17 protein-coding genes, 2 tRNA genes and 1 riboswitch are annotated in these 25,227 nt (G+C 67.6%); of the genes, 8 read left to right on the forward strand and 11 right to left on the reverse strand.

The genetic code is table 11. From position 1 onward, the window contains the following. Positions 1-255: 255 nt before the first annotated feature. Both ACY34H_RS11715 and ACY34H_RS11720 read left to right on the forward strand, forming a co-directional pair. The gene (locus ACY34H_RS11715) at positions 256-624 is read left to right on the forward strand and encodes a DoxX family protein (protein ID WP_464977667.1); all 369 of its coding nucleotides are present in this window, start codon (positions 256-258) and stop codon (positions 622-624) included. Between the two features lie 56 nt (positions 625-680). After that, entirely contained in the window at positions 681-1,241 is a 561-nt protein-coding gene (locus ACY34H_RS11720) for a TetR/AcrR family transcriptional regulator (protein WP_464977668.1), read from the forward strand. Positions 1,242-1,330: 89 nt separating this feature from the next. Here the strand turns inward: ACY34H_RS11720 and ACY34H_RS11725 are convergent, their stop codons facing one another. Further along, positions 1,331-1,960, reverse strand: a complete 630-nt coding sequence (locus tag ACY34H_RS11725) for a M17 family peptidase N-terminal domain-containing protein (protein ID WP_464977669.1) — start codon at positions 1,958-1,960, stop codon at positions 1,331-1,333. Between the two features lie 392 nt (positions 1,961-2,352). Here ACY34H_RS11725 and ACY34H_RS11730 point away from each other — a divergent pair, with 392 nt between their 5' ends. Continuing rightward, positions 2,353-5,292 carry a TonB-dependent receptor gene (locus ACY34H_RS11730; protein WP_464977670.1) on the forward strand — a complete coding sequence of 980 codons (2,940 nt, stop codon included), beginning with the start codon at positions 2,353-2,355 and terminating at the stop codon, positions 5,290-5,292. A 51-nt stretch (positions 5,293-5,343) separates the two neighbouring features. On the opposite strand, the gene ACY34H_RS11735 is transcribed toward ACY34H_RS11730, so the two are convergent. From ACY34H_RS11735 to ACY34H_RS11770, 8 genes are all read right to left on the reverse strand, one after another. Further along, positions 5,344-6,708, reverse strand: a complete 1,365-nt coding sequence (locus ACY34H_RS11735) for a glycosyl hydrolase (protein WP_464977671.1) — start codon at positions 6,706-6,708, stop codon at positions 5,344-5,346. 216 nt (positions 6,709-6,924) lie between these two features. After that, complete coding sequence (locus tag ACY34H_RS11740; protein ID WP_464977672.1) at positions 6,925-7,893, reverse strand: threo-3-hydroxy-L-aspartate ammonia-lyase; 969 nt, start codon at positions 7,891-7,893, stop codon at positions 6,925-6,927. Positions 7,894-7,951: 58 nt separating this feature from the next. Further along, positions 7,952-8,494, reverse strand: coding sequence for a gamma carbonic anhydrase family protein (locus tag ACY34H_RS11745; protein WP_464977673.1), 543 nt, complete (start codon positions 8,492-8,494; stop codon positions 7,952-7,954). 133 nt (positions 8,495-8,627) lie between these two features. Continuing rightward, positions 8,628-10,091, reverse strand: coding sequence for an ABC transporter ATP-binding protein (locus tag ACY34H_RS11750; protein WP_464977674.1), 1,464 nt, complete (start codon positions 10,089-10,091; stop codon positions 8,628-8,630). A gap of 10 nt (positions 10,092-10,101) precedes the next feature. Continuing rightward, positions 10,102-10,938, reverse strand: a complete 837-nt coding sequence (locus tag ACY34H_RS11755; protein ID WP_464977818.1) for an ABC transporter permease — start codon at positions 10,936-10,938, stop codon at positions 10,102-10,104. A 13-nt stretch (positions 10,939-10,951) separates the two neighbouring features. After that, positions 10,952-11,923 carry an ABC transporter permease gene (locus ACY34H_RS11760; protein ID WP_464977675.1) on the reverse strand — a complete coding sequence of 324 codons (972 nt, stop codon included), beginning with the start codon at positions 11,921-11,923 and terminating at the stop codon, positions 10,952-10,954. After that, complete coding sequence (locus ACY34H_RS11765) at positions 11,914-13,515, reverse strand: ABC transporter substrate-binding protein (RefSeq protein ID WP_464977676.1); 1,602 nt, start codon at positions 13,513-13,515, stop codon at positions 11,914-11,916. Before ACY34H_RS11765 ends, ACY34H_RS11760 begins: the two co-directional genes overlap by 10 nt. Before the next feature lie 244 nt (positions 13,516-13,759). Then, entirely contained in the window at positions 13,760-15,040 is a 1,281-nt protein-coding gene (locus tag ACY34H_RS11770; protein ID WP_464977677.1) for an aminotransferase class V-fold PLP-dependent enzyme, read from the reverse strand. Positions 15,041-15,207: 167 nt separating this feature from the next. Further along, positions 15,208-15,430, forward strand: a riboswitch (cobalamin riboswitch). A 174-nt stretch (positions 15,431-15,604) separates the two neighbouring features. Between ACY34H_RS11770 and ACY34H_RS11775 the strand changes: the two genes are divergently transcribed. After that, complete coding sequence (locus ACY34H_RS11775) at positions 15,605-17,743, forward strand: TonB-dependent receptor (protein WP_464977678.1); 2,139 nt, start codon at positions 15,605-15,607, stop codon at positions 17,741-17,743. A 13-nt stretch (positions 17,744-17,756) separates the two neighbouring features. Here the strand turns inward: ACY34H_RS11775 and ACY34H_RS11780 are convergent, their stop codons facing one another. Continuing rightward, the gene (locus tag ACY34H_RS11780; RefSeq protein WP_464977679.1) at positions 17,757-18,653 is read right to left on the reverse strand and encodes a LysR family transcriptional regulator; all 897 of its coding nucleotides are present in this window, start codon (positions 18,651-18,653) and stop codon (positions 17,757-17,759) included. 102 nt (positions 18,654-18,755) lie between these two features. On the opposite strand from ACY34H_RS11780, the gene metE reads away from it, so the two are divergent. From metE to ACY34H_RS11800, 4 genes are all read left to right on the forward strand, one after another. Further along, the gene (metE, locus tag ACY34H_RS11785; protein ID WP_464977680.1) at positions 18,756-21,047 is read left to right on the forward strand and encodes a 5-methyltetrahydropteroyltriglutamate--homocysteine S-methyltransferase; all 2,292 of its coding nucleotides are present in this window, start codon (positions 18,756-18,758) and stop codon (positions 21,045-21,047) included. Between the two features lie 82 nt (positions 21,048-21,129). Beyond that, positions 21,130-21,205: transfer RNA gene (locus ACY34H_RS11790), tRNA-Gly, on the forward strand. Between the two features lie 35 nt (positions 21,206-21,240). Then, positions 21,241-21,316 (forward strand) — tRNA-Gly (locus ACY34H_RS11795). Positions 21,317-21,666: 350 nt separating this feature from the next. Then, complete coding sequence (locus ACY34H_RS11800) at positions 21,667-23,712, forward strand: TonB-dependent receptor (protein WP_464977681.1); 2,046 nt, start codon at positions 21,667-21,669, stop codon at positions 23,710-23,712. A gap of 9 nt (positions 23,713-23,721) precedes the next feature. On the opposite strand, the gene ACY34H_RS11805 is transcribed toward ACY34H_RS11800, so the two are convergent. After that, positions 23,722-25,167 carry an NAD-dependent succinate-semialdehyde dehydrogenase gene (locus tag ACY34H_RS11805; RefSeq protein ID WP_464977682.1) on the reverse strand — a complete coding sequence of 482 codons (1,446 nt, stop codon included), beginning with the start codon at positions 25,165-25,167 and terminating at the stop codon, positions 23,722-23,724. Positions 25,168-25,227 lie beyond the last annotated feature (60 nt).

Consider the following 25,227-nt stretch of genomic DNA (forward strand, 5'->3'; position numbering starts at 1 on the left):
TTCATCCGCACTTGATGAGGTTTCGGTTTCGATATAACGAAAGTGGTTGGCTTTTCGCTTACGGGTACAGTGCTATTGAGTCTATAGCGAAAATGAACGTAACACAAAACTTCTTACGTTTTTTCGAATTGCCTGTTGTATTTGTGTTTTTCGCACTTAAGCTTTCGTTCGAAAGCAGTTTGTTTTCCTGTGTCACAGCCTGCTTTTTTCCTACTGGCGAGTAGGATATTCTGGGATTTTTCTTGTGGAGGGTGGATGATGGAGATGATGTTGCGCGCGGTGTTGACGGTGCTGTTCTGGAGCGCCGGGGTTTTTGGATTGTTCAACTATTCCGCGGTGGTCGGGGAAGTACGTGCGGTGGGCCTTCCGTTTGAACGAGTGATCGCCGCCGCCACGATTTTCGTGCAACTGGGTGGCTCATTGCTGGTCATCGCCAATGTCGGCAACCGCGGCTGGATGGGCGCCGTGGCGCTGGCGATATTCACCTTGCTGACGATTCCTTTCGGTCATGCATTCTGGAATTTTCCGGAGCCGCGGCGCACGGCCGAGCTGCACATCGCGCTGGAGCACCTGACCGTCGTCGGCGGGCTGCTGCTGGCCGCTTATTACCTGAAGCGCGCGTGACGGAGCCGAGGCGCGGCAGGGGTCGCCCCCGCAAGCTGGAGTGCAGGGAAACCCTGATGGAAGCCGGCAGGGACCTGTTGCTCAGCCACGGCCTGCGCATGACCGTCGATGCCGTCGCGCTCCGCGCCAAGGTGGCCAAGACGACCTTCTATACCTATTTCAAGGACAAGGAGGCCTTCATCGAGGCGGTGATGCTGCGCGAGTCTGCCAGGACGATGAGCGACGAGGAGTATCGCGCCGCCATCGGTGGCGATCCGCGCGAGCTGCTGGTCCGCTTTGGCGTGCGCTATCTGTCGTTCGCCAACGAAAACCGCCTGGCCGCGTGGGATCGGGTCATCACGTCGGCGAACGACTTCTACCCGGAACTGGCATCGCGGCTGTATGAAGCGGGACCGGGGCGTGTCTACACGATGCTGGCCGATATCCTTCGGCAGGCCGCGCAAGGCGGCAGCCTGCGCATTCCGGATCCGATGGCGGCGGCGGAAGAGCTGGCAGGGCTCTGGTACGGACACACGATCCTGCGGGTCAACCTGAAGATCCGCTGTCCCTTGAGCGCCGACGAAATCCGCCAGCGCGCCGAGCGGGGTGTCGATCTGCTGTATCGCCTGTATGGTTGAACCATGCCGCGGCTGCGGGGCGGCTGCGGGTTGGCAGTGCGACCTGCCGCCTGCTTCATAGCGTGGTCGCCGCGATGCAGGCCCGCGTCTTATCCGGCGAGCCGTGCAAACGCCGCCCTGAAGGCATCGCCCGCCGCCTGCGCGCGCGGCGCCCCGACATCGAAGCTGCAATGCCGCAGCAACGGCGCGGCGGCCAGGCCGGCCGCGGCCAGCAGGTGTTCGGCGCGCAGGGCGCCCAGCATCCCGTCCAGCATGACCTGCTGCATGTCGAGCGCGGCGTTGTCGGTATGCCCGGCGTCCAGCACGCTGGGCGCGAACGCCATCGAGCCGGCACCGCGGCGGATCGCTTCGCGCATCGCCACCCGGGTCGCCTGCCGCAGCACGTCGCCATGCAGCGCCGCCGGGTCGCCGAGGCCGATGACGAGCACGGCGCGCGGCGGCAGGCCTGGCGGCGGCGTGGTGACCAGCAATGTCTCCATCGGCTGGGCGCGAAACGCGCCGGCTGCCCGCAGCTGTCCCAGCTGGCCGCCGAGCGCCCGGTCGAGTGCCAGCAGTCCGCCGCGCATGCCCGCACCCCCCATTTCATGCTCGAACATGCAGGCCACGCTGAGGTCGACGTCGGCCTGCGCCGGACCCCAGGCGACGACGTCGAAGGTTACGCCGCCGGCGCTGCCGATCGGCAGGCGGATGGCGGCGCCGCAATCGCCGGTATCGGTCATGGTGGTCCTTCGTCTCGTTGATCGGCGCCCGGTGCGGGCGGCCGGGGCATGCTACCGCCGCTGGCCGCCGCTGCATATCGGCCGAAAGGGGGGGCCACGTGACTTGCCCCGGCAACGGGCACTTCATCCGGCCCGGGCTCATGCCCCCATGCGGTCTTCCATCCGCAGGAGACCGCGTAGCGCCTCCGCGCCACGCACCACGACGGATTGGCGCATGCGTTGCTGATCCACAACGCGCACTGTACCCCTCACTCAAGTTTGTGAGCATTGGCATCGCCACCATGGCAAGCGCAAGCCAAATCGCTATGCTGGCCTCACTAAAATACTAGTGTATCTGCGCACGCCGAGCTCTTGCCGGCAGCGTGGCGACACCTTCAACCGGAGGAGAACCGATGCGTTACAAGATGATGCTGGCGACCTTGCTGCCGATGGCGGCGCACATTTCCACGGCGTTCGCGCAGCAGCCTGCCACGGCGCCAGCCCAGCCGGCGTCGCAGGAGCGCGCAGCGCAAGCACCAGAGGCGAGGGCAGCGCAGGCAGTGCAGCCGCCCGCGGCGGACCCGGCACCGGTGGAGACCGTCGTGGTCACCGGTTTTCGTTCCAGCCTGGAGCGGGCGCTGAACCTGAAACAGGCCGCCGTGGGCGTGCGCGACTCGATCGTCGCCGAGGATATCGGCAAGTTCCCGGAAGCGAACGTGGCCGAGTCGCTGCAGCGCATTCCAGGCGTCTATCTGACGCGCGACCCGGCATCCGGCGAAGGCCAGCGCGTCAATATCCGCGGCCTCGGTCCGCAGTACGCCGTGACCACCTTCAACGGCGCACCGGTGCAGACCACGTCGTCGGCGAATGCCGGCTCGGCGGTGCGCGATTTTAACTATGACGTGTTTCCGTCCGAGCTGTTCGGGCGGGTCGATTTCTACAAGACGCCGCTGGCGGAACTGACCGAAGGGGGGATCGGCGGCAACGTCGACCTGCAGCCGCTGCGTCCGTTCGACCGCAAGGGGCGCACCATCCGCTACGCGGTGTCCGCCGTGTACAACGACGCATCGCAGCAGACCGATCCCCGCTATTCCCTGGTACTGAGCAATACCTGGGGCAACTTCGGCGCGCTGGTCGGCTATGCGCATTCCGGCACGCAGAACCAGCGCTCGGGATTCCAGACCACCAACCAGTACAACACCAGTGCCCTGGGCGCGCAGAACCGCGGCCCGTTCACGTTCGGTCTCGACTACGACGATCCGCGCGCGAACCTGGGCGGACTGACCCGCGACCAGGTGGACAACGCCTTCCTGCCGCGCTTTGCACGCGCGTATGCCGCCAGGAACGAGCGCTCGCGCGATGGCCTGGTGACGTCGCTGCAGTACAAGACCCCCGACCTGGAACTGGCCTTCGACGGCGTGTTCGCGCGGCTGAGCGACGAGCGTGACGAGAACACCTTCGGCCTGGCGATACGCAACAGCCGGACCACGAACCGCAACGTTGCCGAAGGTGCCCCCGGGCGCACCGGGATGATCCCCACCAATGTCTTCATCGACGAGTACAACAACCTGCAAGGTACCTTTGCCAATACGACCTACAGCAACGAAAACTACTTCTACGATTCAAGGACGAAGTTCGACAGCGGAGCCCTGAACCTGAAATACCGCTTCAGCGACCGGCTGCGCCTGTCCGGCCAGGTCGCCACGTCGAACAGCGCCGCCGACTTCTCGGCGAATCGCATCTATACGAGCCTGTACGGCGTGACATCGACGCTCGACACGACGAAGAACCTGATGTACCCGACACTGACGTCCAGCGTCGACATCGACAATGGATCGCTGTATCGCGACCCGTTGCTGGGCTATGCCTGGGCGCGCGAAAAGGATAGCGCGGACACGTTCCGCATCGTCGCCGAATACGACTACGAGCTGCCGTTCGGCTTTGCCGGCAAGCTGAAATCGGGCCTGTCGCGCGACCGTGTCGGCAAGGAAGTGGAAAAACGCAATGGCACCGCGATCGGTACCAGCCAGCCGCTGTCGGTGGGTGGCACGGTGGCATCGCGCGGCAGCAGCCTGTCGGAGTACATGGTGTCCGGCTCGCCATTCGAGAACTATGCGGCCGATGCGCCATCGACGTTCCCCACCAGTTGGGCGTACTTCACGCGCGACTTCATGGAAAACGTGCTGGACCCGAACAGGGCGAATGCCGCCGCGCCGGTCGACACGGCGCAAAGCTTCCGCACGGTGGAAGACGTGAAGGCATTCTTCGTGCAGTCCGACTTCACGGGGGAGGTGGCGGGCCGCGAGCTGCGCGTGAACGCCGGCGTGCGCTATGTCCGCACCAATACCTATATCGACAACTATATCCAGTCGCCCGTGCGCGATGCCGGCGGCAATCCGACCGGGCGCCTGGAGTACGTGCCGAATCGACGCGAAGGGAGCTACAACAACCTGCTGCCGATGCTCAGCGCCGCATACGACATCCTGCCCGACGTGGTGATCCGGGCATCGGCGGGCAAGACGCTGACGCGGGCACCGCTGAGCATCATCGCGGCCAATACCGTGATCCCGGAGGCGTCGCGCACCAATGCCACGTCTGGCAACCCCGACCTGAAGCCGCAGCTTGCCACGCAGTTCGACGTGACCGGCGAGTGGTACTTCCGCCGCGGCAGCCTGTTCAGCGTTGGCCTGTTCACGAAAAAGCTCAAGGACACCACCGTTGCCCAGGTGACGACGGTGCCATTCAGCTCGCTGGGCCTGCCGGACAGCGCGCTGGCGCCGAACCTGTGGGATCCGGCGCTGGGCCGGCCGAATCCGAACCTGCCGATCAGCCTGTCCACCTACTTCAACTCCGGCGAGCGCCGCATCCGCGGCGTGGAACTGGCCTACCAGCAGGCATTCAACTTCCTGCCGGCGCCGTTCGACGGCCTCGGCACGATCCTCAGCTATACGCGCGTCGATGCGCCGATCGACCCGTGGCTGGCGCCGGACGGGCGCAAGCACGAGATCTGGGAGATTCCGCGCTATTCGTACAGCGCCACCGTCTACTACGAGAAAGGCAAGTGGGCCCTGCGTTCCTCGTATAACTACAAGGACCGCTCCATCACCAACGTGGTGCCGACGGCGCACGGCCTGCAGAACTGGCTCGATGCGCGCGGCTACCTCGATGCGTCGATCAGCTACCAGATCAGCGACAAGCTCGAAGTGCGCCTCGATGGCCTGAACCTGAACGATGGCGACAACCGCCAGTACTTCCGCGATCCGTCGGGACGGTACGGCGACGGCCGCTCGCGCGCCGAGAACCTGATCAAGGATGGCCGCGTGATCATGCTTGGCCTGCGTGGCAAGTATTGAGTCATTTGCCGCGCGGCGGCTTGCCGTACCGGCCGGCCCGGTGCAGTAACGCTATGGGGCCGGCATCGGAACCCCGGCGGCATGACCGGAGCCGCCTGCCAGGCCGCGCGGCAGCCTGTCGAGCGTGATCACCAGCGGATGATGGTAGACCCTGCGCTTGTGCGCATTGGTGTTGTAGTACTCGCCGGTCCAGAAATTCTCTTTCGCGGTCACGCCGGCCGGCGTGTCGCGGTCGTTCCAGGTCATGAACCACAGCCACCACGCGCCGTCGGCGGCGATCTTGTCCGGATCGGGAATGTAGCCGTTCTCGCTGAGCGCGACCGGCTTGTTGTCCGCGGTGGTCCTGCGCGCCTGCAGGTAGGCCGGCAACTGCGAGCCGTAGGTCTTGTTGTCGCTCTCGTCGTAGATGTCCTGGCTGATGATGTCGACGACATCGTCGCCGGGATACCAGGCCGGGTCCTGGCCATTCCAGACCCAGATCAGGTTGTGGATGCCGTGCACGTTGACGAGCCGGTCGTACATATGGCGCCACAACAGGATGTTGGCATGGGCTTGCGGCACCCCGTCGGTGCGGGTGCGGCCCCACCAGAACCAGCCGTCGCCATCCTTGCCCGATGCCTCGTGCAGGGGGCGCCACAGCACCGGCACGCCGGCGCCGGCGAGCTTCTTCAGTTCGGCCGCGACCAGGTCGATGCCGTCGTCGATCTGCCGCATGGCCGGACTTGCCCTGTCCAGAGCACCGCCGGCAACCGGGATGGTGAACGAGGTGTTCTTGCCAGGGTTCTCGTCGCGCACATAGAAGTTGGCCTTGTTGACCGACGGCGTGCGCAGCAGCGCCGGGTCGCGCCAGTGCCAGGTGAAGGCGACCAGCCCGCCGCGCCGGGCCCAGGCGATGGCTTCCTCGGTCTGCCGCAGGCCGCTGGTGGAACCGGCCGGCATCCCGTAGTTCATGAAGTCGTAGCCCATCAGCGCCGGATACCTGCCCGTGTCGGCATGCACCCGTTCAGCCATGTCGATCCCATCCTGCCACGTCAGATCGGACTGGCCCGACAGGATGGCCTTCCCCCAGCTACCGCGCAGGTAGCTGAAAAGACCGCGGGTGGCCGGCGTTGCCTGCGCATCGACCGGGGCATCGCGCCCAGGCCCCGCCGGCAGGCTGCCGCGGGCATCCGGGCAGAAGCTGCGCGCGATGCAGTAGCGGCCTTCCTCGAAGCCCCAGCCGTCGCCTTTGGCGCACAGGGGCCAGGCATTGGCATTGACGAGGCAGGTCTGCGCCACGGCGGGCGGTGCGCCGGCACACCCCGCCAGCGCCAGGATGGCGAGCGAGGCGAGCAGCTTCAGGGCTGCCGGGCGGGAATGCGGCGGGGCGCCTGGCGGCAGGGGGCGGACACCGCCCGGCGGGCTGGTCATGGTCATCTTGTCTCCGATGCTGTTTCGATGTGTGCGCAATGTAGGCGGACGGGTAGCCGGCGGCAAGCCGGGCAAGCGAAACAGTGCCGTGTTTAGCCCTGTTTAGTGATGCAGGCGGGCGCCCGGGGGGCGATCCATGTGTCAGATCGATAGGCGCTGTTCGCCTTGAATTGTCGTACTGGGCAGGCGGGCGGCACGCAGGATCATGCCGCCCGAACCGAATCAACCCGCCAGGAAGCCGCCCAGGCGGGCCAGGTCGATATTGCCGCCGCTGACGAGGATGCCGATGCGCTTGCCGCGCAACGTCTCCTTCATCCGCCGCGCCGCCGCAAAGCCGAGGCATCCGGTCGGCTCGACCACCAGCTTCATGCGCCCGGCAAGGAAGCGCATGCACTGCACCAGTTCGTCGTCCGATACGGTCAGCACGTCGTCGACATCGCGGCGGATGATGGGGAAGGTGTGCCGGCCGAGGTGCTGGGTCTGCGCGCCATCGGCGATGGTTTTCGGCGTGTCGATGTGGACGATGGCGCCGGAGCGGAACGATTGCTGGCCGTCGTTGCCGGCTTCCGGCTCCACGCCATACAGCCGGCACTGCGGCGCCAGCGCCCGGGTCGACAGTGCCGATCCGGCCAGCAGGCCGCCGCCGCCGAGGCAGACGAAGAAGGCATCGAGCGGCCCGGTTTCCTCGAACAGCTCTTTGGCGGCGGTGCCCTGGCCGGCAATGACGTCAGGATGGTCGTAAGGTGGAATCAGGGTCAGCCCGTGTTTCTCGGCCAGGTCGCGGCCGATCTGCTCGCGGTCTTCCGTGTAACGGTCGTAGACGACGACATTGCCGCCGTAGCCGCGGGTCGCCGCCACCTTCGCCGCGGGGGCATCGTGCGGCATCACGATCGTGGCCGGCATGTCCAGCAGCTTCGCAGCCAGTGCGACGGCCTGTGCATGGTTGCCCGACGAGAAAGCAACGACACCCGCCTTGCGCTGCTCCGCGCTGAACTTCGACAGCGCGTTGTACGCGCCCCGGAACTTGAATGCGCCGGTACGCTGCATGTTCTCGCACTTGAAGAAGACCTGGGCGCCGAACTCCTCGTCGACGGTGCGCGAGGTGAGCACGGGAGTCCGGTTGGCGGCGCCGGCAATGCGCGCCGCCGCGCCGACCACGTCGTCGTAGGTGGGCAGTTGAAGCATGTTCATGGTGTGTTCCTCCTTTGATGGATGTCGTTGCGGGGCGTGGCGGGTGGCGCTTCGTCGTTCATGGATGGCCTGGCGCTTCCAGGTAGTTGTCCTTGACCCGCACGTAGTGCTCGGCCGAATAACGCAGCCAGGCGATTTCAGCGTCGGTCAGGGGCCGCACTTTCCTGGCCGGGCGGCCCACGTACAGGAAACCGCTCTGCAGCGTCTTGCCCGGCGGGACCAGGCTTCCCGCACCGATCATGACCCGGTCCGCAATGACCACGTCGTCCATGACGATGCTGCCCATGCCGACCAGGCATTCGTCACCGATGCTGCAGCCATGCAGCAGCACCGAATGGCCCACGGTGACGTAATTGCCGATGACGAGCGGCGAGCCCTGCGGCTTTTGCGGCGTCTTGTGGGAGACGTGGCCCATCGTGAAGTCCTGGATGTTGGAGCAGCGGCCGATGACGATGTCGTTGACATCGCCGCGCAGCACGGCATTGCACCATACCGAACTGTCGGCACCGATGCGCACGTTGCCGATCACCTGGGCCGATGCGTGCAGGTAGACACGCTCGGCCAGATGCGGCGCGGCGTCGAGGTAAGTAGAGAGTGGCATGAGAATAAGACGTTTTGTCTGATATTGGACATTGTGCCAAATACGCGTGCGCAGCACAACAGGTTTCGACATGGCCTGGAAGGCGGTCGGCCCGGCTTCGATGCGAAGCCCGAAGCCGGCCGTGGCGGTCAGCCTACCGTATGGCGAGCGCGATGCGCCGGCCGGCAATGCTGCGCACGATGTCGCTGTCATGCGTCACCAGCAGCATCGCGCACCCGCTGGCGCGCACGTGCTCCAGCAGCAGGGCGAACACTTCCTGTTGCGTGACCGGGTCGAGGCGCGAGGTCGGCTCGTCCGCGAAGATCAGCGCGGGCTTCATCAGCAGCACGCGCGCCAGCGCGATGCGTTGCAGTTCTCCGCCCGAGACCTGGTGCGGCAGGCGGTCGAGCAGGGCGGGGGCGATCCGCATGCGCGTCAGCAGGCCGTCCAGCACGGCCCAGTCCAGCCGGTGCAGTTTCACCAGGTCGCGCAGCGACTGGCGCAACGCGACGCGTGGCGCGAAGGCGGCGCCAGGGTCCTGCTGGATCTTCTGGAACGCGGTCGGCGCCAGGCCCGCGCCGCGCCGCACCTCGCCGCTGTCGGCTCGCGCCAGGCCCAGCACGATATTGCCGAACGTCGTCTTGCCCGAGCCGCTCGGACCGCTGACGGCGACGATCTCGCCGGCGCGGATTTGCGCATCGATGCCCGCGAACAGCACCTGGCGGCCAAACGATTTGCCGATGCCGCGCACCGTGGCGACAACCGGGGCCTCGGCATCGGCATCATCGGACGAGGCGGCGGCGGCCGCCGGCCAGCTGGCCGGATCCGCCGCCAGCAGGCGCCGGGTGTAGTCGTGCCGGGGCGCGGCCAGCACCTCGGCGGCGTCTCCCTGCTCGATCATTGCGCCTTCCAGCATCACGGCCAGCTGGCCGCCCAGTGCGCGCGCCAGCCAGATGTCGTGCGTGATGCACAGCAGGCTCATGCCCTGCGCCCGGGCCGTGCGCAGCAGCTCGAGCACGTCGCCGCGCCGGTCGGCGTCGAGGCCCTTGGTCGGCTCGTCGACGATCATCACCGGCGCGCCGGCGGCGTGCGTGGCCAGGAAGGCGATCCGCTGCGCCATGCCGCCCGAGACCATGAACGGATACTTGTGCGCGGCATCCTCCAGGCCGAGGCTGGCCAGCGCCCGGTCGGCCAGCGTGCGGGCGTTGGCTTTCGCGGCGCGCTGGCTGTCCTCGTGATGGTCGGCCGCGGGATGGGCAACCAGCTCGTAGGTTTCCGCCACCTGCGCATGCACCTTCATCGTCGGATCGAGCGCGGCCCACGGCTCCTGCGGCAGCAGCGCCAGGCGGCGCCCCCAGCCGGCGTGGCGGTCGCGCTGGTCGGCGGCGTCGGTGCGCTCGCCGCCGATGGACACGGTGCCGGTGCAGCGCAGCGTGGCGGGCAGGTTGCCCATGATGGCCTGCGCCAGCAGCGACTTGCCGGAACCGCTTTCTCCCAGCAGCGTCAGTACGCCGCCGGCCGGAATCTCGAACGCGATATCGCGTACCAGCGCGGTGCCGCCATGGACCACGGCCAGTCCCTCGACCGCCAGCGCGGGCATCGTGGACCCGGCGTTCATGCGGCCTCCTTCATGCGATTTCCCCTCGCGGCGACAGCAGCAGCAGGCCGAGCAGCGTGAGGAACAGCACCAGCACCGGCGCGCCCACCAGCCACGGCGCCTCGCCATAGTAGGGCAGAAGTTCGATCATCATCACACCCAGTTCCGGGGTCGGCGGCTGCAGCCCGACCCCGACGAAGCCCAGCGCCGACATCGCCAGCACCGCGCCGGCAAAGCCGAAGCGCATCAGCGTGAACAGCCGCGGCAGCAGTTCCGGCAGCAGGTGGCGGCGCGCGATGTACAGCGGGCCGAAGCCCAGCAGCCGCGAGGCTTCCACGTGGGGGCTGGCCAGCAGGATGCGGCTGGCCGCGCGCACCACGCGGAAATATTCGACCCACAGCGCCAGCGAGATGCCGACGTACAGCGGCCAGAATCCGCCCGGCGTGAACGCCGCCAGTAGCAGCACCAGCAGCAGCCCGGGCAGGGCCAGCACGGCATCGGCAAGGGCCGCCAGCGTGCGTTCGAGCCAGCCGCCGCGCCACGCGGCCAGCAGGCCGACCAGCGTGCCGGGAACGGCCGCCGACAGCACGCTGATGAAGGCCAGCGACAGCGACAGCCGCGTGCCGTGGGCGAGCCGGGCCAGCATGCTGCGGCCCAGCTGGTCGAAGCCCAGCGGCTGCGCCAGCGACGGCGCCTCGAGGTAGCGGTCGAGCTGCTGGCTGGCCGGATCGATGCCGATCAGGCCCGGGCCGAACAGCGCGAAGGCGCCGATGACGGCCAGCAGCGCGATGCCGGCTGCCTGGCCGGCGGAAGGACGCCAGCGTGCCGGCGCCGCGTCGGGATGGTATTCGGAAGGAATGGAAGTCATATTCATGTCTTGCTCATGCTCGGCGGCGGGGATCGATGAAGGCGCAGGCCGCGTCGACCAGTGCGTTGAACAGCACGAACATCAGGCCCAGCACCAGCGCGGTGCCCTGGATCATCGGCACGTCGCGGCCGAAGATCGCATGCACCAGCGCATGGCCGATGCCGGGCCAGGCGAAAATGGTTTCCACCAGCACCACGCCTTCGACGAGATACACGAGCTGCACACCCAGGTAGGCGACGACCGGCGCGGCCACGTTGCGCAGGCCATGACGCAGCAGGGCCTGGTGCAAGGTCAGGCCCTTGGTCAGCGCAAAGGCGAAGTATGCCGAGCCGCGTACCTGCACCATTGCATCGCGCGCCACCCGGCACGACACGGCCGCCATGCCCAGCGCCAGCGTCAGCGCGGGCAGCATGATGCTGCCGTGATCGTGGTGCCCGGCCGCCGGCAGCACGCCCAGCTGCACGGAGAAAACCAGTACCAGCACGAGACCCAGCAGGAAGGACGGCAGCGCCCGCAGCAGCACCGACACGGCCAGCGTGGCGCGATCGAGCACGCCGCCCGGCTTCAGCCCGGCCAGCACGCCGAACGTGGGGCCGATCAGCAGCGAGAACGCCATCGCCAGCAGTGACAGGCGCAGCGTCGGCCCCAGCTGCCGCGCGATCTCGATCATTACCGGCTCCGCCGTCACCTGCGACACGCCCAGGTCGAGACGCAGCAGGCGGCCCCACCAGTCGCCGAGCGCCGCCAGCCAGGGGCGGTCCAGGCCCAGCTCGAGGCGCACCGCCTCGGCCGCGGCCGTCGTCACCATGTCGTAGCCATAGCGGCCGGCGGCGATGCGGTAGGCCATGTCACCCGGCAGCATGCGGGTCATGAAGAAGCACAGCGTGCCCACCAGCAGCGCCACCATGGCCGCCTGCAGCAGGCGGCGCGCCAGCATGGCACCCAGCCGGCGCCATGCGGCCGCAGAAAAAGTCGTCATGTCCATCGGAGTTGCGAAATCCTGTAGCTGCGTTCGAAGGGATCGATGCTGGCGCCGGCGATGCGGCGGCTGGTGGCGCAGACCTGGCGGTACCAGACCACGGGGATCACCGGCAGCTCGGACTGCAGCACCGCCGCCACCCGGGCGCGTTCGGCAGGGCCGGCGGGCGTGGCGGAGGTGGCGGGCGTGGCGGCGGCCAGGCGGCCAAGCAGGTCCGGCACCTCGCCGTTGCGCCAGCCCATCGCGCCCCAGTCGCCGCCGTCCGGGCCGAAGTCCTGCAGCAGCGTGGCCACCGGGTCGGGCACGTTGCCGAAGTTGCGCGCCACCAGCCCCATTTCCAGCATGCCGCTGCGGTGGCCGGCGGGAATGTCGCTGGAGTTGCCGATCACGACGCGCACGGCGATGCCGATCTGGCGCATCTCTTCCTGCAGCGCGGCGGCGATCAGCGGCAGTTCGGGGCGGTCGACGAAGGTGGTCAGCTTCAGTTCGAGGCGCTGGCCGGCGCGGCGGCGGATGCCGTCGGCGCCGGGCTGCCAGCCGGCCTGCGCCAGCAGGCGACGTGCTTCGGCCGGATCGGTGCGCAATGGCGGCAGGGCGCTGTCGTGCCACTGCGTCATCGATGGCGGGAACAGCTGCGTGGCGCCCAGGTCCGCATCGCGCAGCAGCGCGCGGGCGATGCCCTGGCGTTCCACGCACAGTGCGATGGCGCGGCGCACCCGCACGTCGGCCAGCAACGGATGGCCGGCATTGAGCTTGAGGAAGGTGGTGCGCGGCAGCATGGCCGACAGCAGTACCGCCTTCGGGCTGCGCTGCAGCGCGCGGATGCTGGGCGGGTCGAGCGAGAAGGCCAGGTCGGCCTGGCCGCTCTGCACCAGCAGCGTGCGGGTCTCGGCGCGCGCCACGCTGATATAGCGGGCGCGCCGCACGCGCCCGGGCAGGGCCAGTCCGCCATAGCCGTCGAAGCGCTCGACGTCGAACTGCTGCGGCATCGAGATCGAGGCGATGCGGAACGGACCGCTGCCGACGATGCGCACCACGTTTCCCCGCGCGTCGAACGAGGCCGGCGCGAGGATCTGCAGCGTCGAGTGCGTGAGCAGCCAGGGCAGCGGCGCAAAGGGACGGTGCAGGCGGATCACGATGACGCCGCGTTCGGCGGCCATGGCGCGGATGCCGGCCAGGCGCAGCATGCCGGGCCGTTGATGGGCGCGCCGCAGGCAGGCCAGCACGCTGGCCGGCGTGACCGGCGTGCCGTCGTGGTAGCGCCGGTTGCCGCGCAGCGGGAAGCGCCATTCCAGCCCGTCGGCGGAAACCTGCCATGCCACCGCCAGCGCCGGCTGCAGGCGCCCGCGGTCGTCGACGTCGAGCAGGGTCTCCACCACTTCCATCCGGGCGAACATGTAGCCGGCCCGCGACGGATCGAGACCCGTCATTTCCCACGGGCCGACGACGGTCAGCACGTCGGCGGCGGCCGTGGTGAACACATGGCTGTGGGGCACGCTGCTGTCGTCGGAATGCGCGCTGCGCCAGGGCAGCAGCGACGCGGCCGCGCCGGCCAGCAGGACGCGCCGCCGGCGCGAAGGAGCAGTGATCCGCATCATGAGTCAGGCGTCCAGCCGAAGGCCCGGCCGTGCCGGCGGGTACGGTTTCTCGTTGCGGGGGAGGCAGGGCTTCAGACGGCTGGGCGTGATACGGTAGGAATGCATGTTTACTGGCGGCGAATGACGCCGGGACGGCGGCGCGAAAAGCGCTGAGTGTGCGGCATGCGGCCGGGCATGGCAAGGGCGGCACGCGCCGGCCGGGGTAAAAATCCGCAAAGTGCCGCGCCCGGCGCCGCAGTCGCGCTTACGCCGGTGCCAGCTGGCGGATCGCCGTGGCCAGCCGTGCCAGGTCGTTGCCGCGCGTGAAATACGACGGCGTCACGCGGATGCAGCTGCCGCCCGCCGGCCCGGAACGCGCCACGGTGAAGATGCCGAAATCGTCGGCAAGGCGCCGCGACAGCGCCACGTTGTCGTCGAAACCGGTGCGGCCGCGCAGGCGGAACGAGGTGACGGCACCGCTCATGCCCGGCTCCTCGGGCGTGAGGATCTGCACGCCCGGCACGTCGATGACCTGGCGCACCCAGTCGTCGCGCAGCCCGCGCAGCCGGGCCGCGCGTTCGGCCAGCGGTACCTGGCCATGGAACTTCAGCGCCGCCGGGATCGTCATGATGGCGGCCATGTTGACCGTGCCGGCATGGACGCGGGCGCGGATGTCCGTCGCGGGGAAGCTCGTGGCGCCGGCCTGCATGCCGATGTCCGGCAGGCGTGCTTCGCGGATGTACAGGAAGCCGAGGCCGAGCGGGGCGCCCACCCACTTGTGCAGGTTGGCGCCGACGAAATCGGCGCCCAGGTCGGGAATTTTGTAGTCCAGCTGGCCCCAGGACTGCGCCACGTCCACGATCACGTCCACGCCGCGCGCCTTGGCCATGCGCACGATATCGGCGACCGGGAGAACCAGCCCGGTGCGGTGGCTGATGTGCGTCAGCAGCAGCAGCCTGGTGCGCGGGTGCCTGCGCAGGGCCTGTTCGTAGGCATCGATGACGTTCTGGCGGGTCGCCGGCTCGGGGATCTGCACCGTCGCCACGCCGGCGCCGCTGCGGCGGGCCAGGTCGTTCATCGCGTCGATCATCGTGTCGTAGTCGAGATTGCCGTACATGACGGTCTCGCCGGGCTTTACCAGCCGGTAGTTGCAGATCAGGTTCTGCAGCGACTCGGTGGCGCCGCGCGTGATGGCGATTTCCCCGGTCGCCACGCCGGCGTGCGCCGCCAGTCGGGCACGAATGGCTTCGATGCCGTCGCGGTCGAACTCGCGGCGCAGGAAGTGCGAGTTATGGCGGTTCAGGTAGTCGATATTGCGCTTGAAATCGTCGGCCACCGGCCGCGCCATGATGCCGTAGTAGGCGTTTTCCAGGTTGACGAAGTCGCTGGCCACGTCGTAGCTGGCGGCCAGTTGCTGCCAGTCGCGGACGGGTGCGGCGTTGGCGGCCGGGACGGCGCCCTGGGCGCCTCCCGCGGCCGCGATCCCGGCGGCCATGCTGGCGGCGGTGCGCAGCAGGGCGCGGCGCCGTTGGACGAATGTACTCATGCATGCTCCTCGTTGGTAGGTACGGCAAAGATGGATGGCGGGCCGCTTCGATACTACCCATCCGCAGCGCCGCAGGGAATCCCGCCGATGGGGCAGCGACAATCCGCGCGCGATCCGCTATCGGTGCCGGCGGCCCGCGTGACAATCTGTCAGGCATGGCTGTAGAATCCCGCCCTTGAGTGAACGGTGTCCCGCCATCGACCGATGGCGGGGTGAAACGGGAAGCCGGTGACGCGCGGGATATCCATCCCCGCCATTCCGGCGCAGCCCCCGCTGCTGTAAGCCTGACGAACCGGTTCAACGCCACTGCCTGGGATTACCAGCGCGGGAAGGCAGGAACCGGGGAGGACGACGGCGAGCCAGAAGACCGGCCGGTCACGATGATTGTGCAAAGACCCGGGGTGTGGTCTTTCCGTCGGGCGTTCCTGTTATTCCAGAACCGGCTGTGCAGTGCGTGGCGCATGCGCCGTGCGCATCCTTGCGCATGCGCATTCACATGCGTGTGCGTATGTGTGTGCATGGCCGGGTCGGGGCAGGAACGCCGACACCTCTTCAAGGATGAACATGCATTACAGGATGCAGACGGGCCATTGGCAAAGGGCGGCCTGGGCCGCAGGTACGCTGGTACTCGCCATAGGCGCCGACAGCGCGGCGCAGGAGCAGTCGCTCGCCACGGTGGAAATCACCGAATCGCGCCGGATGCCGGGCGGCAGCCTGTCGCTGGACGAGCGCAACGGCACCGGCTCGCGGCTCGGCCTCAGCGCGCGCGAAACGCCGGCCAGCGTGAGTTCGCTGGGCAGTGCCGATATCGTCGAACGCAGCCTCACGCGCGCCCAGGACGCGGCCGTGCGCATGCCCGGCATCAGCGAAGCGCCGGCACCCGGCAACGGCGGCACCAGCCTGTCGGCACGCGGCTTCGGCGGCCACAACTCGGTGGCGCAGCTGGTCGACGGCACCCGCCTGGTCGTCGCCGCCGGCACGATCACCTATCCGTTCTCGACCTGGCCGCTCGAAGCGGTGGAAGTGCTGCGCGGCCCGGCTTCGGTGCTGTACGGCGACGGCGCCATCGGCGCGGCCATCAACTATGTCACGAAGCAGCCCCGTTTCGATCGCACCCGCCGCGAAGCCTTCCTCGGCATCGGCTCGTTCGATACGCTGCAGGGCGGCATCGGCATCAGCGGCCCCGCCGGTGACAGCGTCGCCTATTCCGTCTACGTGGATGCGGAGAAGAGCCACGGCTACCGGCGCGACAACGGCTACCAGCGCCAGAACGTGTCGGCGGCGCTGGCATGGCGCATCGGCCCTGGCCTGACGGCCACGGTGTCGCTGGACGCCGGGCACAACGACGACGCGCGCTACTTCGGCACGCCGCTGCGCAACGGGCAGCTGGACAAGAGCCTGCGCCGTACCAGCTTCAACGTCGGCGATGCGCTGGTGCGCTACAACGACCGGATCGGCCGCCTGCGCCTGGAGTACCAGGCCGCGCCGGGTGTCCGCCTGCGCAACGAGAGTTATTACCTCACCAGCAGGCGCCACTGGCGCAATGCGGAATCGTACACGTTCAATGCCGCCGGCACGCTCGTCAACCGTGGCGACTACCTGGAAATCCTGCATGACCAGGAGCAGTCGGGCAACCGTTTCGACGCCGTCATCGACGGCCGCATCGCCGGCCGCGCCAACCGCGCCGTCATCGGGTTCGAGTGGTACCGCACCCGCCTGGTCCACGGCAACAACGCGCCGTACGGCGGCGTCAGCGTGATCGATCCCCACGATTTCGCGCCGGGCAGTTTCACCAGCCCGGTCGCCACCGTTCCGGGCCGCCGCGCCGTACTGGAAAACCGCGCGTTCTTCGCCGAGAACGTGCTGGACATCGCGGCGGACTGGAAGCTGGTCGCCGGCGTGCGCCGCGATGCCATGGATTTCGATCACGAAGACCTGCGCACCAGGGCGGCGCTGGGCAAGGACTACGCGCCGGTCACGGGGCGGATCGGCGTGGTCTGGATGCCGGCCGCGCAGCTGTCGCTGTACGGCCAGTTCGGCACCGCCACGGACCCGCTGAGTGGCGCGCTGGCGCTGCCGAACGGCTCCGTCAGTTTCGACCTGACGCGCGGCCGCCAGCTGGAATTCGGCGCCAAGGGCGGCGTGCCGGCGCTCAACGGCGAGTGGACGGTGGCCGCCTACCGCATCGAGAAGCGCAACCTGCTGTCGCGCGATCCGGACAATCCGGGCCTGGCCCAGCAGATCGGCCAGCAGTCCTCGACCGGCCTGGAAATCGCCTTCGCCGCCGAACCGCTGCGCGGCTGGACCATCGACGCCAACGCCGCGGTGCTGCGCGCCCGCTACGACGATTTCAACGAGATCGTCGGCGGCCGGCCCGTCTCGCGCGACGGCAACACGCCGGCCGGCGTGCCGGAACGCACCGCCAGCCTGTGGACCCGCTACCGCTTCCTGCCGCGCTGGGATGCCGGCCTGGGCGCGCGCCATGTCGGGCTGCGCCAGTCGAACGCGGCAAACACCGCGAACCTGCCGGCCTACACCGTGCTGGATGCGTCGCTGGCCTGGCGCCGCTCGGATGCGCTGTCGCTGGCGCTGGCCGTCAGGAACCTGGCCGACCGCGACTACGCGCTGTCCGGCAGCGGCGGCGTGCGCTGGCTGCTGGGCGCACCCCGCACGGTGCAGCTGACGGCGCGCACCAGCTTCTGAGCGGCGCCTGCCGTCACGTCGAATAGCTCTCCGCCTTGCGCGCCATGGCGATGAAGGACTGCAGGTAATCGGTGTCGTAGTCCACTTCGCGGGCGCCGAGGTAGATGTGCTTCTGGATGCCCGCCGGCCCCAGGCGCAGCGTGCGCAATTGCAGGTGCGGCGCATAGTCCGTCACCAGCCACTTCGGCAGCGCCGTCACGCCGCGGCCGCTGGCCACCATCTGCAGCATGATGTCGGTCGTCTCGATGGTCTTGTGCTTGCGCGGCGATACGTTGGCCGGCAGCAGGAAGGTGCTGTAGATGTCCAGCCGCTCGATCGGCACCGGGTAGGTGATCAGGGTTTCCTCGTTCAGCTGCTCGGGCCGCACTTCCTCCTGGGCCGCCCAGGCGTGGTCCTTGTGCACCACCAGCACCTGCTCGTAGTCGAACACCGGCTCGAAGCGCAGGCCCGGCTTCAGCAGCGGGTCCGGCGTGACCAGCAGGTCGATCTCGAAGCCGAACAGCGCGCCGATGCCGCCGAACTGGAACTTCTGTTTCACGTCCACGTCCACCTGCGGCCACGCCGCCAGGTAGCCCGAGACGATCTTCAGCAGCCACTGGTAGCACGGGTGGCATTCCATGCCGATGCGCAGGGTGCCGCGCTCGCCCTGGGCGTACTGGCGCAGCCGGTCCTCCGCCAGGTTCAGTTGCGGAACGATGCGCTGCGCGACGGCGTGCAGGTACTGGCCGGCCTGCGTCAGCCGCAGGCTGCGGCCTTCGCGCAGCCAGAGATCCGTTCCCAGCTGCTGCTCCAGCTTCTTCATGCTGTGGCTGAGGGCGGACTGGGTAACGTGCAGGACTTCGGCGGCGGCCGTCAGCGATCCCTGCTTTTCCACTTCCAGCAAGGTGGCGAGATGAATGCGCTCCAGCATGATCTATGAGTGAAATTCATTGATGTGTGAGAAATGACCATTTTACTTCATTGCTCGTGGTCATTACCATCGTGTCATTGATTTCTTACCAAGGAGCACGGCATGACCATCGTCCACAACCTCGGGTTTCCCCGCATCGGCGCCAGCCGCGAACTGAAGTTTGCCCAGGAGGCCTACTGGAAGGGCGAATCGTCGCGCGACGAACTGGAAGCCACCGGCGCCGAATTGCGCAGGCGCCACTGGTCCGCGCAGGCCGGGCTGGACCTGGTGCCGGTCGGTGACTTCTCGTTCTACGACCAGGTACTGGACATGAGCGTCACGCTGGGCAACCTGCCGCAACGCGTGCAGGGCTTCCACGGCAACAAGCTGGACAATTACTTCCGCGTGGCGCGCGGCCGCTCGGCCCAGTCCGCCGAACAGCATGCGGGCTGCTGCGGTGGCGTGGCCGCCGGCGAGATGACCAAGTGGTTCGACACCAATTATCACTACATCGTGCCGGAATTCACTGCCGGCACGACATTCACGCTCGATGCCTCGCGCCTGCTGGAACAGCTGGCCGAAGCCCGGGAGCGGGGCGTGAAGGCCAAGCCGGTGATCGTCGGGCCGGTCACCTATCTGTCCATCGGCAAGGCCAAGGATGGGTCGGACAAGCTGGCGCTGCTGCCGTCGCTGCTGTCGGCCTATTCGCAGTTGCTGGACACGCTGGCGGAACAGGGCGTGGAATGGGTGCAGGTTGACGAACCCGTGCTGGTTACCGAACTGGATGCCGACTGGCAGCACGCCTTCAACCTGGCGTACCACCAGCTGAAAGCCTGCCGCGTCAAGATCCTGGTCGCCACGTATTTCGGCCAGCTGCAGGAAAACCTGTACCTGCTGGCCAACCTGCCGGTGGCCGGCGTGCACGTCGACGCGATCAATGGCCAGGACGATATCCGTCCGCTGCTGAACCTGTTGCCCGACCATAAGGTGCTGTCGCTGGGCGTGATCAACGGCCGCAACATCTGGAAGACCGACCTGGAGGCGGTGCTGGACTGGCTGGAGCCGCTGGCCGCGCGCCTGGGCGGGCGCCTGTGGATCGCGCCATCGTGCTCGCTGCTGCACGTGCCGGTGGACCTCGACAGCGAGCAAAAGCTGGACCCCGAAATCAAGTCCTGGCTGGCGTTCGCGCTGCAGAAGCTCGACGAGCTGCAGGTGCTGGCGAAGGCGCTGCGCACGGGGCGCGATTCGGTGCAGGCCGAACTGGCCGCCAACGCCGCCGCGCTGGCCGCGCGCCGCGCCTCGCCGCGGGTCAACAACCCGGCCGTGCAGAAGGCCGTCGCGGCGATCGATGTCCGTTTCGGCGAACGCCGGAGCGCCTACGGCAAGCGGGCCGCCGAGCAGGCCGCGCTGCTGAAACTGCCGGCGTACCCGACCACCACCATCGGCTCGTTCCCGCAGACCGCCGGGATCCGCCATGCGCGCAGTGAATTCAAGGCGGGGCGGCTCGACGATGCCGGCTACAAGGCCGCCATGCAGGCCGAGATTGCCCGCAGCGTGCGCGAGCAGGAGGCGCTGGAACTGGATGTGCTGGTCCACGGCGAAGCCGAGCGCAACGACATGGTCGAATACTTCGGCGAACAGCTCGACGGCTATGCCTTCAGCCAGTCCGGCTGGGTGCAATCGTACGGCTCGCGCTGCGTGAAACCGCCCATCCTGTTCGGCGACATCAGCCGCCCGAAAGCCATGACGGTGGAGTGGATCGCCTACGCCCAGTCGCTGACGGCGAAGCCGATGAAAGGCATGCTGACCGGCCCGGTCACGATCCTGAACTGGTCGTTCGTGCGCGACGACCAGCCGCGTGCGGCATCGTGCAGGCAGCTGGCGCTGGCGATCCGCGACGAAGTGCTGGACCTGGAGAAGGCCGGCGTGCAGGTGATCCAGATCGACGAGGCGGCGCTGCGTGAAGGCCTGCCGCTGCGCAAGGCGCAATGGCGGGAGTACCTGGACTGGGCGGTCGAATCGTTCCGCATCGCGGCCAACGGCGTGGCGGACCGTACGCAGATCCATACCCACATGTGCTACTCGGAGTTCAACGACATCATCGCCTCGATCGCCGACATGGATGCCGACGTGATCACGATCGAGACCTCGCGGTCGGACATGGAACTGCTCGATGCCTTCGACGACTTCAAGTATCCGAACGGGATCGGCCCGGGCGTCTACGACATCCACTCGCCGAACATCCCGACCCGCGAGCACATCGTGCAACTGATGAAGAAGGCTGCCGAGCGCGTGCCGGCCGAACGCCTGTGGGTCAATCCGGATTGCGGCCTGAAGACCCGCCAGTGGGCCGAGGTGCTGCCAGCGCTCTCCAATATGGTCGCCGCCGCCAAGGCGCTGCGCCAGGCGGCCTGACGTTGCGGCGGTCCGCTGCTGCGGTGGGCCTGGGCTGGTGGCTTGGCAAACCGCCATGGCTTCTGTTATAGTTCTGCTCCGCGCGGGAGTAGCTCAGTTGGTAGAGCGCAACCTTGCCAAGGTTGAGGTCGAGAGTTCGAGACTCTTCTCCCGCTCCAGTTTCACTGGAACCGCGCCGGCATCACCACTCCATGCGGGAGTAGCTCAGTTGGTAGAGCGCAACCTTGCCAAGGTTGAGGTCGAGAGTTCGAGACTCTTCTCCCGCTCCAGTTAAAGAAAAGGCAGCCTTCGTGGCTGCCTTTTGCTTTTTACGCTGGCGTCTCCCACATCTCGGCCTGCAGTCCGCCAGCGGTGCCGGCAAATGCCGCGACAGCGGCGGCGGGCGGCCCGCCTCGCTCGCATTCGCGGCCACATCACATTCGAAATGAACACAGGTCCTCAGGAGGCGACCGCCGCGGCTGCCCGATACCTGGCCTCTGGAGCGACCGTGACAAAACGCGGCATGTTGCCGTTGTTAATGAGAATGATATATCATTATTGGCTGATCGGCCATCCGCCGCCGTGCATGGCGCCGTCATGTCCGGTGGCTGAACCACTATTGAAAAGGTAATTGAGTGTGATGAAAAGACGTCCGTACCTGATGCTTGTCGCCGTCGCGGCCGTATCCAGCCAGAGCGCGCATGCCGACGATCCGGCAATCGTCATGGGCGAAGTGCGCATCAGCGCGCAGCGTGCCGGCGGGCCGCTGCTGAGTAACCGCATCCTGACGTCGGTCGACGTGCTGGGGGCCGACAAGGTCGAGGACAAGAACGTGATGAACAGCTGGGAACTGGTCGGCCAGCTGCCGGGCGTGCAGCTCACCGAGACGCGCATGGGCGCGGAATCGGGCAAGGCCACGTTCCGCGCCTTCAACGGCGAGGGCTACATCAACGGCATCAAGGTGCTGATCGACGGCATACCGAGCAACGTCAACAGCGGTAACCAGCGCTTCATCGACATGATCTTCCCGCTGGAGATCGACTACATCGAGGTGGTGCGCGGCACCAACGATCCGCGCTACGGCCTGCACAATATCGGCGGCAACATCAACTTCGGCACCCGCCAGGGCGGCAACTACACGGACGGCCGCCTCACCTTCGGCAGCTACGACACGCGCGAGGCGCAGCTTGCCATTGGCCGCGAAAGCGGCGGCTTTGCGCAGAACTACTTTATCGCCGCACAGAAGTCGGACGAGTTTCGCGGCACCGGCTCCGAAAAATACTCGGTCGGCGGCAAGTGGTTCGTCACGTCGGCCAGCAAGGCCGTCAAGGCGGGCCTGGTGGTGCGCGCGTACAAGCACGATGCGGGCGAGCCGGGCTTCCTGACGGCGGCGGAACTGGCCGCCGACCGCCGCCAGTCGCCGGCGAAGAACGCCAACGACCGGAGCGAGCGCGAGATGCGCCACGCCAGCGTGCACCTGGACTGGCAGATCTCGCCGGATGCATTCCTCAGCAACCGGTTCTACTACAACAGCTACGACGACGATCGCCGCGTCACGTTCACCAGCAATCCAGCCGGTTCCGCGCCGCGGCAGCGCCGCATCTGGGACGAGCGGCAGGTGGGCTACCTGGGCAACCTGACGTGGCGCGCCAGCGATCTCGTCACGCTCGATGGCGGCGTCAACGCCGAGCAGCAGGACAACGGCTACCGCCGGTCGCGCTTCAGCCATGCCGTGCCGACCGATTTCGGCACGCCCGTGCTGGTGCAGAACGACGATGCCTATACCCTCGACAACGTGGGCGCTTACGTGCAGGCCATCATCCGGCCGAGCGAGACGCTGAAGATCGTGCCCGGCTGGCGGGCCGACAAGTTCTCCGGCCACAGCACGCTGATGGCGGGCGGAACGGCGCGGCTGCAGGACTATGGCTGGATCAGGCAGCCCAAGCTGAGCATGGTGTACAACCCGACTGCCGATGTGAGCCTGTACGCCAACTGGGGGCGCACGTTCCAGATCCTTACCGGTTCGGGCGCGCCGGCCTACCTGGTGCCAGGACAGGCCACCTTCGACGCATCGATCAATACCGGCAAGGAGGTGGGCATCAAGTTCAAGCCGGCGCCGCGTGCCGAGATGCGCCTGGCCGTGTGGCGGCAGGACGCCACCGGCGAGGTGGCCAACATGCCCGCCACCGGTACCACGGTCGGCCTGGGCGAAACGCGCAGGGAGGGCGTGGACCTGCAGGTTTCCGGCCGGGTAAACGACAAGTTCGACCTGTGGGCTTCGCACTCGCTGCAAAAGGCCGAGGTAGTGAAGGCCTTCACGGCGGCCGGCGCCTCGCTGGCGGGCAAGGAAGTGTTCTCCACGCCCCGCTACATTTCGACGGCCGGCGCCGAATACCGCGCGTCGGACAAACTGCGCTTCGGCCTGCAGGGCCGCGCCCAGGGCGGCTACTTCATCGACAGCCCGAACGAGCAGGGCAAGTTCGGTGGCTTCGTGCTGTTCGACGCCAGCCTGCGCTACCAGCTGTCCGAACGGGCCAGCATCGACGTGCAGGTAAAGAACCTGGCCGACCGGCGCTACGAATATGCGTGGTACGACAATTTCTTCTGGCCGGCTGGCCAGGCCCAGCCGATGTTCTCGTCCGGACCTGGCCGCTCGGCGTACGTCTCGCTGAACTTCAGGATGTAAGGACGCGCCTTACACGCCGACCATCGACACCGCCTTGGTGTTCAGGTACGACTCCAGCGCTTCCGGACCGCCTTCGGAACCGTAGCCGGAGTCCTTGATGCCGCCGAACGGCAGTTCGGCGCTCGGCGTGGCCGGCTGGTTAATCCACAGCATGCCCACTTCCATCCGGTTCATCAGCAGCTGGGCATTCTTGATCGAGCGCGTGAACGCGTAGCCGGCCAGGCCGAACGGCAGCCGGTTGGCCTCGCTGATCGCGTCTTCCAGGCTGTCGAAGCCGCGGATGCCGGCGACCGGGCCGAATGGCTCGTCGTTGAAGATGCTCGCGTTCAGCGGCACGTCGGCCAGGATCGTCGGCGCGAAGAAGTTGCCCGTGTCGCCGACGCGCAGGCCGCCAGTGGCGACGGTGGCGCCCTTGGTCCTCGCATCCTCGACAACCTGCGACATGGCGCTGACGCGGCGCGCGTTGGCCAGGGGGCCGAGCGTGGTGCCTTCCTGCAGACCATCGCCCAGTTTCAGGCCTTCGGCATGCTGGACCAGCGCGCGCGTGAATTCCGCCTTGACCGCGTTATGCACCAGGAAGCGGGTGGGGGAGATGCACACCTGGCCTGCATTGCGGAACTTCGCCGCGCCGGCGGCCCTGACCGCGAGCTCGACGTCGGCGTCCTCGGCGATGATGACCGGCGCATGGCCGCCCAGTTCCATCGTGGCACGCTTCATGTGCGCGCCCGCCAGGGCGGCCAGCTGCTTGCCGACCGGCGTCGAACCGGTAAATGTCACTTTGCGGATGACCGGATGCGGGATCAGGTAGCCGGAAATCTCGGCCGGATCGCCGAACACCAGGCCCACCACGCCGGGCGGCAGCCCCGCGTCGACGAAGCACTGCAGCAGGGCCGCCGGCGATGCCGGGGTTTCTTCCGGCGCCTTGCAGAGGAAGGAGCAGCCGGTGGTCAGGGCTGCCGACAGCTTGCGCACGATCTGGTTGATCGGGAAGTTCCATGGCGTAAAGGCGGCGACGGGGCCGACCGGCTCCTTCAGCACCAGCTGCTGCGCGGCCGGGTTGCGCGAAGGGACGATTCGTCCGTACACGCGCATGCCTTCGGCGGCGAACCAGTCGATGATTTCCGCGCCGGCCAGCGCTTCGCCCTTGGCTTCGGCCAGCGGCTTGCCCTGTTCCTGGGTCAGCAGGCGGGCGATGTCGCCGGCGCGCTCGCGCAGCAGCGTCGCGGCGCGGCGCATGATGGCGGCGCGCTCGGCCGCCGGAACCGCGCGCCAGGTTTCGAAGCCCTGCTGGGCGGCGGCCAGCGCGCGGTCGAGGTCGGCCACGCTGGCGTGGGCCACCGTGCCGATCGGCTGCCCGGTAGCGGGATTGATCACGGGAATGGTCTTGCCGCCGGTGGCATCGATCCACTCGTTGGCGATGAGAAGGCGGGTATCTGGATAGCTTGGCGTAGTCATGGGAAAACCTCTGTGTGGGGAAAACGATGTTACCGCGTATGGCGATCTCCTGCAGGCAGC

It is taken from the genome of Pseudoduganella sp. jia 9 (assembly GCF_055502615.1).